The sequence below is a fragment of the Halovulum dunhuangense genome (genome assembly GCF_013093415.1).
In the GTDB taxonomy this organism is placed as follows: Bacteria; Pseudomonadota; Alphaproteobacteria; order Rhodobacterales; family Rhodobacteraceae; genus Halovulum; species Halovulum dunhuangense.
This window is the reverse complement of record NZ_JABFBC010000002.1, coordinates 426418-440738: the sequence shown is the minus strand read 5'-3', so window position 1 is coordinate 440738 and position 14321 is coordinate 426418. Positions and strand designations below refer to the sequence as shown.

Genomic DNA, 14321 nt, shown 5'->3' with positions numbered 1-14321 from the left:
GCGAATGGCTCTCGCGGTGGATTTCCGATTGGTTTAGGGCTGAACCAATCAGAAGGAGCCGCCGTGCGCGCCGCAGGCCGTGCTGCGGAAGGGGAGCCGAGGACACGCCATGACTGACCGCAAGACCGATCCCACCGTTCAGGCCGCGCTGGACTACCACCGCCTGCCGCGGCCCGGCAAGCTTGAGGTGCGCGCGACCAAGCCGCTGGCCAATGGCCGCGACCTGGCGCGTGCCTATTCGCCGGGCGTGGCCGAGGCCTGCATCGAGATCCGCGAGAACCCCGACACCGCGCGCGACTACACCTCGAGGGGCAACCTGGTGGCGGTCGTCTCGAACGGGACCGCGGTGCTGGGCCTGGGCAATATCGGTGCGCTCGCCTCGAAGCCCGTGATGGAGGGCAAGGCGGTCCTTTTCAAGAAGTTCGCCAATATCGACTGTTTCGATATCGAGGTGAACGAGAGCGACCCCGAGAAGCTGGCCGACATCGTGGCAAGCCTGGAACCCACCTTCGGGGCGATCAACCTGGAGGACATCAAGGCGCCCGACTGCTTCGTGGTCGAGGAGTTGTGCCGCCGGAAGATGAACATTCCCGTCTTTCACGACGACCAGCACGGCACCGCCATCGTGGTGGGCGCGGCCGCGACCAACGCGCTGCTGGTGGCCGGCAAGAAGATCGAGGACATCAAGATCGTTTCCACCGGGGGCGGGGCTGCGGGCATCGCCTGTCTGAACATGCTGCTGACGCTGGGGGCGAAGCGCGAGAACATCTGGCTCTGCGACATCGCGGGCCTTGTCCACGAGGGCCGCAACGAGGACATGACCCCGCAGAAGGCGGCCTTTGCCCAAGTCACCGACCTGCGCACGCTGGACGAGGCGATCGAGGGCGCGGACCTGTTCCTGGGTCTGTCCGGTCCCCGGGTGCTGACGCCTGAGATGGTGGGCAAGATGAGCCGCCAGCCGATCATCTTCGCGCTTGCGAACCCCACGCCCGAGATCATGCCCGACGAGGCGCGCGCGGTGGCGCCCGACGCGATCATCGCCACGGGCCGGTCGGACTATCCGAACCAGGTCAACAACGTGCTGTGCTTTCCGTTCATCTTCCGGGGCGCGCTGGATGTCGGCGCGACGGAGATCAACGAGGACATGAAGGTCGCCTGCGTCGAGGGGATCGCCGCGCTTGCGCGCGCCTCCTCCTCGGCCGAGGCGGCGGCGGCCTACCAGGGCGAGAAGATGGTGTTCGGGGCGGACTACCTGATCCCCAAGCCCTTCGATCCGCGGCTTCTGGCGATCGTCGCCTCGGCGGTGGCCGAGGCCGCGATGACATCGGGTGTCGCGACCCGGCCGCTGGCGGATATCGAGGCCTATCGCCGCGATCTGGACAGCTCGGTCTTCCGGTCCGCCTTCCTGATGCGGCGGGTGTTCGAGGCGGCGCGCAACGTGGAACGGCGCATCGTCTTTGCCGAGGGCGAGGACGAGCGGGTGCTGCGCGCCGCCTTCGCCATGCGCGAGGAAACCCGCGACATGCCCATCCTGATCGGCCGCCCCGAGGTGGTCGAGACGCGGCTGGAGCGCACCGGCCTGCCGATCCGGCCGGGCAAGGATTTCGAGCTGGTGAACCCCGAAAGCGATCCGCGCTACCGCGACTACTGGGAAACCTATCACCAGATCATGGAGCGGCGCGGCGTCACCCCCGATCTTGCCCGCGCGATCATCCGCACCAACACCACCGCGATCGGCGCGGTGATGGTCCACCGCAACGAGGCGGACAGTCTGATCTGCGGCACCTTCGGCCAGTATCTGTGGCACCTGAAATACGTCAACGAGGTGCTGGGCACCGGCGGGCTTCACCCGGTGGGGGCGCTGTCGCTGATGATCCTTGAAAAGGGCCCGCTCTTCATCGCCGACACGCAGGTCCATTCCACGCCCACGGCCGAGCAGCTGGCCGAGGTTGCGATCGGTGCGGCGCGCCATGTACGCCGCTTCGGGCTGGAGCCGAAGATCGCGCTGTGTTCCCATTCGCAGTTCGGCAACCTCGACACCGAGGGCGCGCGGCGGATGCGCGATGCGCTGGCCATCCTCGATGCCGAGCCGCGCAACTTCATCTACGAGGGCGAGATGCATTCCGACAGCGCGCTCGATCCCGAGTTGCGCGCGCGGATATTCCCGCATTCGCGGCTGCAGGGGGCGGCCAACGTGCTGGTGTTCGCCAACACCGATGCGGCCTCGGCCGCGCGCAACATCCTGAAGGTGGCGGCGAACGGGCTGGAGGTCGGGCCGATCCTGATGGGCATGGGCAACCGCGCCCATATCGTGACGCCCTCGATCACGGCGCGCGGGCTTCTCAACATCGCGGCGCTGGCGGGTACGCCGGTCGCGCAATACGGGTGAGGCCGCGTTGACGACAGGAAACCCGCAGCTTCCGGTTTTCGTCTGCCTGAAATGGGGCGCGGGCTATCCCGCGCTCTATACCAACATCCTGTACCGGGCGTTGATGCGCGAGATGTCGGTCCCGTTCCGCTTCGTCTGCCTGACCGATGACGCCACCGGGCTGGACGACGGCATAGAGGCGCTGCCGATCCCGGAATTCGCCCTGCCGCGGGAATTCTGGCACCGCGGCATGTGGCCGAAGCTGTCGGTGTTCAAGACCGGGCTGTTCGCGCCCGGCACCGTGGTGATGATGGTCGATGTCGACGTGGTGATCCTGCGCGACCTTGCCCCCATGGTGGCAAGGGTGCGCGAGAAGGGCGGGCTTCACATCATCCGCGACTGGCCCGACCTGCTGGATCGGTGGTTCCGGAAATCCCGGCGGGAAATGCGGATGTCCAACTCTTCCGTGGTGGGCTTCATCGCGGGCGAGCAGGACCACATTTTCGAGAAGTTCCGCGGTGCGGGGCGGCAGGAGTTGCTGAACGACTGGAACGACCAGAACTTCATCCACCGGCATGCGATCGACCGGCGGGACTGGCCCGAAGGCTGGGTGCTCAGCTTCAAGAAAAGCCTTGCCTGGCATTTCCCGCTGAGCGTGGTGCTGCCCGTACCCCGGCCGAAGGACGCCTTCATCGTGGCCTTTCACGGCAAGCCCGATCCCGAGGACCTGGCAGGCCCGCCGTTCCGGCGCTGGGGGCCGCTGGAACAGGCGGGGTTCTTCCCGGTGAAATGGGTGAAATCGTACTGGGACGGGCTGAAGGACAGGCCGGCCTGAACGGATGACATGACCCCCTTGCCCGAGGCAAGCCGCCGCAAGAGCGGCACCCGGGCCGGGGATGCGCACAACAGGAGGAATTGATGGGTTACGCAGAGACCTATGCGGCCTGGCAGGCCGACCCGGAAGGCTGGTGGACAGAGGCGGCCCGCGCACTGGACTGGGACCGATTTCCGACGCGGGCGCTGGATGACGCCAACCCGCCCATCTATCGCTGGTTCGCCGATGGCGAGATGAACACCTGCCATAACGCGCTCGACCGGCATGTTGCCGCCGGGCGGGGCGATCAGGCCGCGATCATCCATGACAGCCCGGTCACGGGCACGAAGCGGACGCTGACCTATGCCGAGATGCGCGACGCCACCGCGCGGCTGGCCGGGGCGCTGCGGGCGCGTGGCGTGGAAAAGGGCGACAGCGTCATCATCTACATGCCGATGGTGCCCGAGGCGGTGATCGCGATGCTGGCCTGCGCCCGGATCGGCGCGGTGCATTCGGTGGTCTTCGGCGGCTTTGCCGCGCATGAGCTTGCCGTGCGGATCGACGATGCCCAGCCCAGGGCGATCATCGCCGGATCCTGCGGGATCGAGCCGGGGCGCGTGGTGGAATACAAGCCCCTTCTCGACAGCGCGATCGAGCAGAGCGTGCACGATCCCGATTTCTGCGTGATCCTCCAGCGCCCCGAGCATGCCGCCCGGCTAGGCCCCCGCGACGTGGAGTGGGAGGAATTCCAGAAGGACGTGACGCCGGCCGACTGCGTGCCGGTGGGTGGGGCGGATCCGCTCTATATCCTCTATACTTCCGGCACGACCGGGCAGCCGAAGGGCGTGGTCCGTCCCAATGCCGGGCACGCGGTGGCGCTGCACTGGACCATGAAGAACATCTACGGCATCGACCCCGGCGAGGTGTTCTGGGCCGCTTCCGACGTGGGCTGGGTCGTGGGCCATTCCTACATCTGCTACGCGCCGCTGCTGGTGGGCGCCACCTCGATCCTGTTCGAGGGCAAGCCGGTGGGCACGCCAGATGCCGGCACCTACTGGCGGGTGATCGCCGAACATGGCGTGCGGTCGCTCTTTACCGCGCCGACCGCGTTCCGCGCGATCAAGCGGGTGGATCCCGAAGGCGCGTTCATCGGCAAGTACGACATCTCGTGCCTGCGCACGCTCTATCTTGCCGGCGAGCGCGCCGATCCCGACACGGTGATCTGGGCGCAGAACCGGCTGAAGGTGCCGGTTGTGGACCACTGGTGGCAGACCGAAACCGGCTGGCCCATCGTCGCCAACCCCCTGGGGCTGGAGCCGTTGCCGATCAAGGTAGGCTCTCCGTCGGTGCCGATGCCGGGATGGGATGTGCGGGTGCTGGACGAGGCCGGGCACGAGTTGCCGCGCGGCACGCTGGGCGCCATCGCCGTGAAGCTGCCGCTGCCGCCCGGCACGCTGTCGGGGCTGTGGAATGCCGAGGAGCGTTTCCGCAAGGCCTATCTCACCACCTTTCCCGGCTATTACGAGACGGGCGATGCCGGGCTGATCGACGAGGAGGGCTATGTCTACATCATGGCCCGCACCGATGACGTGATCAACGTGGCGGGACACCGGCTGTCGACCGGCGCGATGGAAGAGGTGCTGGCAGACCTGCCGGAAGTGGCCGAATGCGCCGTGATCGGCGTCAAGGACGATCTGAAGGGGCAGCTGCCGATGGGCTTCCTGTGCCTGACCGCCGGGGTCAACAAGCCGCACGAGCAGGTTGTGAAGGACGCGGTCGCCCGCGTGCGGGACCAGATCGGCCCGGTCGCCGCCTTCAAGCTGGCGGTGGTGGTGGACCGGCTGCCCAAGACCCGCTCGGGCAAGATCCTGCGCGCGACTATGGCCAGGATCGCGGATGGCGAGGCGTTCAAGATCCCCGCGACCATCGACGACCCGGCAATCCTGGACGAGATCCGCGAGGCGATCCGACCCCTGGGTTACGGGGGGTAAGCCGTTGAGCCTGCGGGGCCGATGTGCTGGCATCGGCCCCGCAAACCGGTTCGAGGCGCAGAATGACCCATGATCCCCCGCCATGGTGGCAGCGTGCCACCGGCTACCAGATCTATCCGCGCAGCTTCTGCGATTCGAACGGCGACGGGATCGGCGACATTCCCGGCATCCTGTCGCGGCTGGATCACCTGGCGGAGCTGGGGATCGGGTTTGTCTGGCTCTCGCCGGTCTATCGCTCGCCGATGGCCGACAATGGCTACGACATCTCGGACTACCGCGACGTGGCGCCGGAATTCGGTACGCTTGCCGATCTCGACCGGCTGATCGCCGCGGCGCGAGAGCGGGACATCGGGATCGTCATGGACCTGGTGGTCAACCATACCTCGGACCGGCACGCCTGGTTCGAGGCCGCCCGATCCGCGCGCGATCATCGGCTGCGCGACTTCTACATCTGGCGCGACCCCGCCCCCGACGGTGGGCCGCCCGATACGCGACAGTCCTATTTCGGCGGCCCGGCCTGGGAATGGGACGCGGGCAGCGGGCAGTATTATTTCCACCTGTTCGCGAAGGAGCAGCCGGACCTGAACTGGCGCAACCCCGAACTGCGGGCCGCGATACATGACATGATGCGCTGGTGGCTCGATCGTGGGATCGCGGGCTTCCGCATGGACGTGATCGACCTGATCGGAAAGGACGTGGATGCCGGCCTGATCGAGGAGGGGCCGTTCCTGCACCACTACCTTCAGGAGATGCACCGCGCGGTGCTGGCGGGGCGCGACGTGCTGAGCGTGGGTGAAAGCTGGAACGCCACGACCGACACCGCGCTGCTTTATTCGGGGCGCACGCGGGGCGAGCTTTCGATGATCTTCCAGTTCGAGCAGGTGACCCGCTTCTGGGATCCCGCGCTGGGCAAGTGGAAGCCGCGCCGGATGGATCTGCCGGCGTTGAAGGAGGTGTTCTTCCGCTGGCAGGCGGCGCTGGCCCAGGATGGATGGAACGCGCTTTTCTGGGGTAACCACGACCTGCCGCGCGCCGTCTCGCGCCATGGCTGCGACGGGGTGCACCGGGTGGCGTCGGCCAAGACGCTTGCGACCGTGCTGCACACGATGCGCGGCACGCCCTTCGTCTATCAGGGCGACGAGATCGGCATGACCAATGCCCGCTTCACCCGCATCGAACAGTTCCGCGACGTCGAGACGCTGAACCATCATGCGCTGGAAGTGGCGCGCGGCATGGATCCCGCCGCCTTCATCGCCGGGGCGAACGCGAACGGGCGGGACAACGGGCGCACGCCGATGCAGTGGACGGCGGGGAAGAATGCGGGCTTCACTTCCGGCACGCCCTGGATCGGGGTCAACCCGAACCACGCCGAGATCAACGTCGCAGACCAGGCGCGGGACGAGGGATCGGTGCTGGCCCATCACCGCCGCCTGATCGCGCTGCGCAAGTCCCATCCCGTGCTGGTCGAGGGGTCGTTCACCCCGCACCTGGCGGAGCATCCGCAAATCTGGGCGCAGGAGCGGCGGCTTGAAGGGGTGCGTTTGGTCGTGCTGGCGAATTTCGGCTGCACGGACTGCGCGCTCGACCTGCCCCCCACGCTGGCAATCGAGGGGCGCTGCCTGCTGGCGACCCATGGCGCGCGGGCCGCGCTTTCGGGCCGCGTGACGCTGGCGCCCTGGGAATCGGTCGTGATCCTGTCCGGGGCGTGAGCGCGGGGCGGGGACCGGGTCCGGGCCTTGCACTGCCCTCGCTCTGGCGCGATAGTCGGGCCCAAGCATTTGAAACGAGGTGACAGATGACGCTGTTCGAGGCGGCCTGCGCAGTGCGGGAAAACGCCCACGCACCCTATTCCGGGTTCAAGGTCGGCGCCGCGGTGCGCGACGAGCAGGGCCGGATCCATGCCGGCTGCAACGTGGAAAACGCCGCCTATCCCGAAGGCACCTGCGCCGAGGCCGGGGCCATCGCCGCGATGGTGGCGGCGGGCGGCAAGCGCATCCACGAGGTGCTGGTGGTCGGCGACAGCCCCGAACCCTGCACGCCCTGCGGCGGCTGCCGCCAGAAGATCGCCGAATTCGCCGACCGTGACGTGCCGGTGGTGATGGCGGGCCTTGAGGGGCCGCGCCTGACGATGACCGTCGCCCAGCTTCTGCCCGGCGCCTTTGCCAAGGCGCATATCGAATGAACGGCGCGGCGCATGACCTGAAGGCGGTTGCCGCGCGGGCGCTGGCCTGTCTCGACCTGACCAACCTGAACGACGACTGCTCCGAGGCGGACGTGCAGGCGCTCTGCGCGCGGGCGATGACCCCGCATGGCCCGACCGCCGCCGTCTGCATCTGGCCCCGCTTCGTGCCGGTGGCGAAGAAGGCGCTGGCCGGGAACGGCATCCGCATCGCGACCGTGGTGGCCTTTCCCGGCGGCGATGACGAGACGTCCGAAGTGCTGGACATGACCGAGCGGGCGGTCGCGGAAGGCGCCGACGAGATCGACATGGTGATCCCCTACAAGGCGCTGATGGAGGGGCACGCCAACGCGGTGCACTCCGCCGTGGCAAGGGTCAAGGAGGCTGCTGGCCGGGCACGGGTCAAGGCGATCCTGGAAACCGGCGTGCTGGGCGACGCGGCCCTGATCCGCCAGGCCGCCGAGCTTGCCATCGAGGGGGGGGCCGATTTCATCAAGACCTCTACCGGCAAGGTGCCTGTGAACGCCACCCCCGAGGCCGCGCGCATCATGCTCGAGGTGATCCGCGACAGCGGCGAGATGGTCGGCTTCAAGCCCGCGGGCGGCATCCGCACCACGGCCGACGCGGCCATGTACCTGGAGTTGTGCGACGAGATCATGGGCCCCGATTGGGCATCGCCCGCAGTGTTCCGGATTGGCGCGTCGTCGGTGCTTGAGGCGCTGATCGCCACGATCGAGGGTCGGGACGGGGGCGTCGCTTCGGCCGGGGGCTACTGATGCTGGCCCAGGAGATCATCGCGAAGAAGCGCGACGGCAGAAAGCTGAGCGCGGCGGAACTCTCTGCCGCCGTGCGCGGCGTGACCGACGAAAGCTGGTCCGAGGGCCAGGTCGCCGCCTTTGCCATGGCGGTGTTCTTCCGTGGCATGGACCGGGCCGAGCGCGTGGCCTTTACCGAGGCGATGCGCGACAGCGGCACGGTGCTGGCATGGGATCTGCCCGGGCCGGTGCTGGACAAGCACTCCACCGGGGGCGTGGGCGACAACACCTCGCTGATGCTGGCCCCGGCGCTTGCCGCTTGCGGGGCCTATGTGCCGATGATCTCGGGCCGTGGCCTGGGGCATACGGGCGGCACGCTCGACAAGTTCGACTCGATCCCCGGCTACCGCACGCAGCCCGACCTGGACACGCTGCGCCGGGTCACGCGCGAGGTGGGCTGCGCCATCATCGGCCAGACCCCCGACATCGCGCCCGCGGACCGCAGGCTCTATGCCGTGCGCGACGTGACGGCGACGGTGGAAAGCATCGACCTGATCACCGCCTCGATCCTGTCGAAGAAGCTGGCCGCCGGGCTTCAGGCGCTGGTGCTGGACGTCAAGACCGGGACGGGCGCCTTCATGGCCGCCGAGAAGGACGCGCAGGCGCTGGCGCGCGCGCTGGTCGACGTGGCCAACGGTGCCGGCTGCCGGACGACCGCGCTGATCACCGACATGAACGAACCGCTGGCGTCTGTCGCCGGCAACGCGCTTGAAGTCGCCTGCGCCATCGAGTTCCTCAAGGGCGACGAGGTGGACAGCCGTCTCTGGGATGTGACCGTCGCGCTAGGGGCCGAGGTGCTGGCCAGCAGCGGGCTTGCGGCTTCGGTCGAGGAGGGCGCGCGCAAGATGGGCGACGTCTTTCAGTCGGGCCGTGCGGCAGAGGTGTTCGGGCGCATGGTCCATGCGCTGGGCGGGCCGCCCGACATCCTGGACGACTACCAGACCCATCTGCCGAAGGCCGCCATCGTCGAGGAGGTCTGCCCCGAGACGACCGGTTTCGTCAGCGCAATCGACACGAGGGCCCTGGGATGGGCCGTGGTGGAACTGGGCGGCGGACGGCGGCACGCGACGGACAGGATCAATCCGTCGGTGGGGCTCGACTGGCTGGCGGGGCTGGGCCGGCGCGTCGATCCCGAGACGCCCATCGCCCGCATCCACGCCACCAGCGCCGCCGAACTGGCAGCGGCCCGCAAGCGCGTGCTGGGCGCGTATTCCATATCCGACAAGCCGCCCGCCGAGGGCGCGCTGATCCGCGAACGGGTGGCCTGATGGCGCGCGCGGTCCTTTGCGTGCTGGACAGCGTCGGCTGCGGCGGCGCGCCCGATGCCGCCGCGTTCGGCGATCAGGGCGCGAACACGCTGGGCCATATCGCCGAGGAATGTGCCATGGGCCGCGCGGAGGAGGGCCGCAGCGGCCCCCTGCGGCTGCCCAATCTCGACGCGCTGGGCCTGGGGGCTGCGATCGCGCTTGCCTCGGGGGTCAAGGCGCCGGGCCTGGGTGCGGGAACGCCGCGCGGGCGCTGGGCCGCCGCGACCGAGGTCTCGCAGGGCAAGGACACGCCGTCGGGGCACTGGGAACTGGCTGGCGTGCCGGTCCCCTTCGCGTGGCACTACTTCCCCGTCACCGAACCCGCCTTTCCGGCTGCGCTGACCGATGCGCTGATCGCCCGCGCGGGCCTGCCGGGCATCCTGGGGAACAGGCATTCCTCGGGCATGCCGATCATCCGCGAACTTGGGCCCGAGCATATCCGGACCGGCAAGCCGATCTGCTACACCTCTGCCGACAGCGTGTTCCAGATCGCCGCGCACGAGGGGCATTTCGGGCTCGACCGGCTGATGGAGGTCTGCCGGATCGCGGCCGAGCTGGTCCACCCGATGAAGGTCGGCCGCGTGATCGCCCGCCCCTTTGTCGGAGAGACGCCCGATGAATTCCGCCGCACCGCGAACCGCCGCGACTTCGCGCTGCCCCCGCCCGAGCCCACCATCTGCGACCGGGTGGAGGCCGTGGGCGGCGAGGTCTGGGCCGTGGGCAAGGTCAAGGACATCTTCGCAGGCCACGGGATCACCACCGTCCTGAAGGCGCCCGACGACATGGGCCTGTTCGACCGCACGCTGGAGGCGGTGGACCGCGCCCCGGATGGCGCGCTGGTCTTTGCCAATTTCGTCGATTTCGACACGCTCTACGGCCATCCGCGCGACGTGTCCGGCTATGCCCGCGCGCTGGAGGCGTTCGATGCGCGGGTGCCGGAGTTGCTGGCGCGGCTGCGCCCCGACGACCTGCTGATATTTACCGCCGATCACGGCAACGATCCGACCTGGGTCGGCAACGACCACACGCGAGAGCGGGTGCCGGTGCTGATGACCGGTGCCGCCACGCCCGGCGCGATCGGGCATTGCGGCTTTGCCGATGTCGCCGAAAGCATCGCCGCCCATCTGGGGCTGGCGCCCGGCCGCCATGGAAGGAGCCTGTTGTGAGCCATACCGATCCCGGCCTGCTGCCCAAGGTGGAATTGCACCTGCATCTGGAAGGGGCCGCCCCTCCCGACTTCATCCGTGCCCTGGCGGCAGAACAGGGCATGGCGCTCGAGGGCGTGTTCGACGCCGGGGGGCAGTATGCCTGGACGGATTTCGCGCAGTTCCTCAAGACCTACCACCGTGCCTGCGAGGTGCTTCGCGGCCCCGAGGAGTTCCGCCGCCTGGTCGAGGCCGTGCTGGCGCAGTCGGCCGCGGACGGGGTGGTCTATACCGAGATCTTCATCGCGCCCGACATCTGCGGCGGTGGCGACCCCGTGGCCTGGGCCGAGTATGTGGCAGCCATCGTCGAAGGTGCGCAGAGTGCCCGCGCCGCGCACGGGATCGAGGCGCGATTCATCTCGACCGCAGTGCGAAATTTCGGCCCCGACGCGGCCGAGCGTGCGGCACGTCTGAGCGCCGAGGTGGCGGGCGACCGGATCACCGGCTTCGGCATGGGCGGCGAGGAACGCCATCTGCGCGCCGCCGATTTCGCCCGCGCCTTCGCCATCGCGCGCGAGGCGGGCCTGGGCATCACCAGCCATGCGGGCGAGGTCTGCGGCCCCGAAAGCGTGGCCGAGACACTGGATCACCTGCGCCCCAGCCGCATCGGCCACGGGGTGCGCGCGATCGAAAGTCCGGACCTGGTGCAAAGGCTGGTCGACGAGGGCATCGTGCTGGAGGTGAACCCCGGCTCGAACGTCGCGCTCTCGGTATACCCTGGCTGGGACAGCCATCCGATCGACAGGCTGCGCAAGGCGGGCGTCCAGGTCACCGTATCGACCGACGATCCGCCTTACTTTCACACCGACATGAAGCACGAGTACCGCATGCTGGCCCACCATTTCGGCTGGGCGGCAGAGGATTTCGCCGACATCAACCGCATCGCCATGCAGGCCGCCTTCTGCGATCCGCAGACCCGGAGCGCCGTGCTGGCCAGACTTGAAGGGGCCCGCCCATGAAGAAGCACCTGACCATCGTCGATCACCCGCTGGTGCAGCACAAGCTGACCCTGATGCGCGAAAAGAGCACATCGACCGCGTCGTTCCGCCAGCTTCTGCGGGAAATCAGCCTGCTTCTGGCCTATGAGGTGACGCGCGATCTGCCGATCACCATGACCACGGTGGAAACCCCGCTGATGGAAATGGAGGCGCCGGTCCTGAAGGGGAAGAAGCTGGCGCTGATCTCGATCCTGCGGGCGGGCAACGGGCTTCTCGACGGGGTGCTGGAACTCATCCCCTCGGCGCGGGTCGGCTATATCGGCCTATACCGCGATGAAGAGACGCTTCAGCCGGTGCAGTACTACTTCAAGGTGCCGAAGGAACTGGAAAACCGCACCGTGATCGTGGTCGATCCGATGCTGGCCACGGGCAATTCCTCGGCCGCGGCGATAAGCCTGCTGAAGCAGGCCGGCGCCAACGACATCCGCTTCCTGTGCCTGCTTGCCGCCCCCGAGGGGGTGCGTCGCATGGAAGAGGCGCATCCGGACGTGCGGATCGTGACGGCGGCGCTGGACGAGCGGCTGAACGAGAAGGGCTACATCCTGCCCGGCCTTGGCGATGCCGGGGACAGGATGTTCGGCACGAAATAACGCCCGGTGTCGCTCGGCCCGGTGTCCCTCAGAACGTGTTGTCGAGCGCCTGGCCCGCGTTCGACACATCCCGGCCCACGCCCTTGACGGTTTCGCAGGCGGCAAGCGAGGCGATCAGTGCAAGCAGGACGAAAATGCGCATCCGGCGATCCTTTCAAGGCTGCGTTCGCCAAGTTTCTAGCGCGCCGGTCGGGCTCAGGCAACGCCTTGCGATCCATGCGCAAACCGGCGGTGGCCTGCCGCCGCCCGCGCGATAGGACGTGGCCATGACGTCCCGCGCGCCCTTCGTGTTCATCATCCTGACGGTGGCCATCGACGCCATCGGCATCGGGCTGATACTGCCGGTGATGCCCGAGCTGATCCGCGAGTTGCGCGGCGCCTCGATTTCCGACGCGGCCTTCTGGGGGGGCTGGCTCGCCTTCACCTATGCCGTGATGCAGTTTCTCTGCGGGCCGCTGCTGGGGGGGCTGTCGGACCGTTTCGGGCGGCGTCCCGTGCTGATCCTGTCGCTGGTCCTGCTGGGCATCGACTACCTGCTGATGGCGGTGGCGCCTGCCCTGTGGATGCTGTTCCTGGCCCGGTTCCTGGCCGGGGCCGCGGGGGCGACCCATGCCACGGCGGCGGCCTATCTGGCCGACATCTCGGACAAGGGAAAACGCTCGGCGAATTTCGGACTGATCGGGGCGGCCTTCGGGATCGGCTTCACGCTGGGCCCGGCGATCGGCGGCCTGCTGGGGGAACTGGGCCCGCGCGCGCCGTTTTACGCGGCGGCGGCGCTTGCCCTGGGCAACGCCGCCTTCGGCTGGCGCGTCCTGCCCGAATCCCTGCCGCCCGAACGGCGCGCCCGGTTCGAGCTGGCCCGCGCCAACCCGTTCCGCGCGCTGCTCGATGCCTCGCGCCTGCCCATGGTCGGCGGGCTGTTGCTTGTGCACTTCCTCTATGTCGTCTCGAACTACGTCTACCCCGCGATCTGGAGCTTCTTCACCATCGAGCGTTTCGGCTGGTCCACCGGCATGGTCGGGCTGAGCCTTGCCGCGTTCGGCGTGTCGTCGGCCTTCGTGCAGGGCTGGCTGATCCGGCGCCTGTTGCCGCGGCTGGGCGAGTTCCGCACCGCCATGTTCGGCCTTGCCATGCATGTGCTGGCGCTGGTGATCCTTGCGGTGATCGAGGATGGCATCTGGATCTTCGTCTTCATGCCGATCACCGCGCTGGGCGTGGTGGTGGGCCCAGCCTTGCAGGGCATGATGGCCGACCGGGTGCCCGACGACGCGCAGGGGCGCCTGCAGGGGGTGCTTGCTTCCGTCGCCGCCGTCGCGGTGATCCTGAGCCCGGTCGTGATGACGGGGATCTTTCGCCTGGCGACGCTGCCCGATGGCCCGGTCTATCTGCCGGGCGCGCCTTTCCTTGCGGCGGCGGCACTTGCCGCGGTCTGCGCGCTGCTGCTGATGCGGGGCCGCAAGGCCGCGGCATGACGCTGATATTGCGCTGCGGCAAAATTCATCTTGCGCCGCAGCAATTCAATCTCCACACTCTGGCCCGAAACGTCCGAAGTGTGGAGGACAAGATGTTCGTGATGGCGCAATTCGACCTGAACCAGTGGATGCCCCGGCGCGACGAGGGGCTGCTGGAATACTGGGTTTCGCTCAGCCCGATGGCGCCGATGTTCGGCGTGGAGTGGCGCTTCGGCGGCATGCAGATCCAGCCACCCGCAAAGCGCCGGCCCGAGCGCAAGAGCCCGATCAAGGCCGACGCCGCCGAGGCAGAGGTGGTGATGGATACGCCTCAGCCCGCGCCCGCGGCAGCGGCCGCCGTCGATCCGACGCCGCAGCCGGCCGCGACCGGGGCGGCCCAGCCGGACGACCTGAGCGCGATCAAGGGCATCGGGCCGAAAATGGCGGAAAAGCTGGTCGCCCATGGCATCACCCGATTTGCCCAGATCGCGGCCTGGACCGAGGCGGATGTCGCCCGCATGGACGCGCTTCTGGGGGGCATCCCCGGCGCGATCAGCCGCGCGGACTGGGTGGGTCAGGCGCGCGCGCTGGCGGCCTGAGCCG

General features: G+C 68.4%; 13 protein-coding genes. 12 read left to right on the top strand and 1 reads right to left on the bottom strand.

The window, feature by feature from the left end:
* The first annotated feature begins 109 nt into the window (after positions 1-109).
* The 10 genes from HMH01_RS12820 to upp all read left to right on the top strand — a co-directional run bounded on the left by HMH01_RS12820 (position 110) and on the right by upp (position 12267).
* A complete protein-coding gene (locus HMH01_RS12820) occupies positions 110-2389 on the top strand; it encodes an NADP-dependent malic enzyme (RefSeq protein ID WP_171326155.1) in 2280 nt (759 codons plus the stop codon).
* Between the two features lie 7 nt (positions 2390-2396).
* Complete coding sequence (locus HMH01_RS12815) at positions 2397-3203, top strand: hypothetical protein (protein ID WP_171326153.1); 807 nt, start codon at positions 2397-2399, stop codon at positions 3201-3203.
* An 83-nt stretch (positions 3204-3286) separates the two neighbouring features.
* On the top strand, positions 3287-5173 hold the full coding sequence (locus HMH01_RS12810; RefSeq protein WP_171326151.1) for a propionyl-CoA synthetase: 1887 nt from the start codon (positions 3287-3289) through the stop codon (positions 5171-5173).
* Positions 5174-5235: 62 nt separating this feature from the next.
* Entirely contained in the window at positions 5236-6882 is a 1647-nt protein-coding gene (locus HMH01_RS12805) for an alpha-glucosidase (protein ID WP_171326149.1), read from the top strand.
* 86 nt (positions 6883-6968) lie between these two features.
* Positions 6969-7355 carry a cytidine deaminase gene (locus HMH01_RS12800; protein ID WP_171326147.1) on the top strand — a complete coding sequence of 129 codons (387 nt, stop codon included), beginning with the start codon at positions 6969-6971 and terminating at the stop codon, positions 7353-7355.
* Positions 7352-8128, top strand: a complete 777-nt coding sequence (deoC, locus tag HMH01_RS12795) for a deoxyribose-phosphate aldolase (protein WP_171326145.1) — start codon at positions 7352-7354, stop codon at positions 8126-8128. The genes HMH01_RS12800 and deoC overlap by 4 nt, the downstream gene beginning before the upstream one ends.
* Positions 8128-9435 carry a thymidine phosphorylase gene (gene deoA, locus HMH01_RS12790; RefSeq protein WP_171326143.1) on the top strand — a complete coding sequence of 436 codons (1308 nt, stop codon included), beginning with the start codon at positions 8128-8130 and terminating at the stop codon, positions 9433-9435. Before deoC ends, deoA begins: the two co-directional genes overlap by 1 nt.
* On the top strand, positions 9435-10640 hold the full coding sequence (locus tag HMH01_RS12785) for a phosphopentomutase (RefSeq protein WP_171326141.1): 1206 nt from the start codon (positions 9435-9437) through the stop codon (positions 10638-10640). The genes deoA and HMH01_RS12785 overlap by 1 nt, the downstream gene beginning before the upstream one ends.
* Positions 10637-11638, top strand: coding sequence for an adenosine deaminase (locus tag HMH01_RS12780; protein ID WP_171326140.1), 1002 nt, complete (start codon positions 10637-10639; stop codon positions 11636-11638). The genes HMH01_RS12785 and HMH01_RS12780 overlap by 4 nt, the downstream gene beginning before the upstream one ends.
* A complete protein-coding gene (upp, locus tag HMH01_RS12775) occupies positions 11635-12267 on the top strand; it encodes a uracil phosphoribosyltransferase (RefSeq protein ID WP_171326138.1) in 633 nt (210 codons plus the stop codon). Before HMH01_RS12780 ends, upp begins: the two co-directional genes overlap by 4 nt.
* A 28-nt stretch (positions 12268-12295) precedes the next feature.
* Here upp and HMH01_RS12770 read toward each other — a convergent pair whose 3' ends face one another.
* Positions 12296-12409, bottom strand: a complete 114-nt coding sequence (locus tag HMH01_RS12770) for an entericidin A/B family lipoprotein (protein ID WP_171326136.1) — start codon at positions 12407-12409, stop codon at positions 12296-12298.
* A 124-nt stretch (positions 12410-12533) separates the two neighbouring features.
* Here HMH01_RS12770 and HMH01_RS12765 point away from each other — a divergent pair, with 124 nt between their 5' ends.
* Together HMH01_RS12765 and HMH01_RS12760 are read left to right on the top strand one after the other, a co-directional pair.
* The gene (locus tag HMH01_RS12765; RefSeq protein WP_171326134.1) at positions 12534-13739 is read left to right on the top strand and encodes a TCR/Tet family MFS transporter; all 1206 of its coding nucleotides are present in this window, start codon (positions 12534-12536) and stop codon (positions 13737-13739) included.
* A gap of 80 nt (positions 13740-13819) precedes the next feature.
* The gene (locus tag HMH01_RS12760; protein ID WP_246237402.1) at positions 13820-14317 is read left to right on the top strand and encodes a helix-hairpin-helix domain-containing protein; all 498 of its coding nucleotides are present in this window, start codon (positions 13820-13822) and stop codon (positions 14315-14317) included.
* The last annotated feature ends 4 nt before the right edge of the window (positions 14318-14321 follow it).

What these genes read in the sequence shown, in the direction of transcription:
- HMH01_RS12820 (WP_171326155.1), top strand. Translation starts at nt 110, where the DNA reads ATGACTGACCGCAAGACCGATCCCACCGTTCAGGCCGCGCTGGACTAC.
- HMH01_RS12810 (WP_171326151.1), top strand. Translation starts at nt 3,287, where the DNA reads ATGGGTTACGCAGAGACCTATGCGGCCTGGCAGGCCGACCCGGAAGGC.
- HMH01_RS12805 (WP_171326149.1), top strand. Translation starts at nt 5,236, where the DNA reads ATGACCCATGATCCCCCGCCATGGTGGCAGCGTGCCACCGGCTACCAG.
- HMH01_RS12800 (WP_171326147.1), top strand. Translation starts at nt 6,969, where the DNA reads ATGACGCTGTTCGAGGCGGCCTGCGCAGTGCGGGAAAACGCCCACGCA.
- deoC (WP_171326145.1), top strand. Translation starts at nt 7,352, where the DNA reads ATGAACGGCGCGGCGCATGACCTGAAGGCGGTTGCCGCGCGGGCGCTG.
- deoA (WP_171326143.1), top strand. Translation starts at nt 8,128, where the DNA reads ATGCTGGCCCAGGAGATCATCGCGAAGAAGCGCGACGGCAGAAAGCTG.
- HMH01_RS12785 (WP_171326141.1), top strand. Translation starts at nt 9,435, where the DNA reads ATGGCGCGCGCGGTCCTTTGCGTGCTGGACAGCGTCGGCTGCGGCGGC.
- upp (WP_171326138.1), top strand. Translation starts at nt 11,635, where the DNA reads ATGAAGAAGCACCTGACCATCGTCGATCACCCGCTGGTGCAGCACAAG.
- HMH01_RS12770 (WP_171326136.1), bottom strand. Translation starts at nt 12,409, where the DNA reads ATGCGCATTTTCGTCCTGCTTGCACTGATCGCCTCGCTTGCCGCCTGC.
- HMH01_RS12765 (WP_171326134.1), top strand. Translation starts at nt 12,534, where the DNA reads ATGACGTCCCGCGCGCCCTTCGTGTTCATCATCCTGACGGTGGCCATC.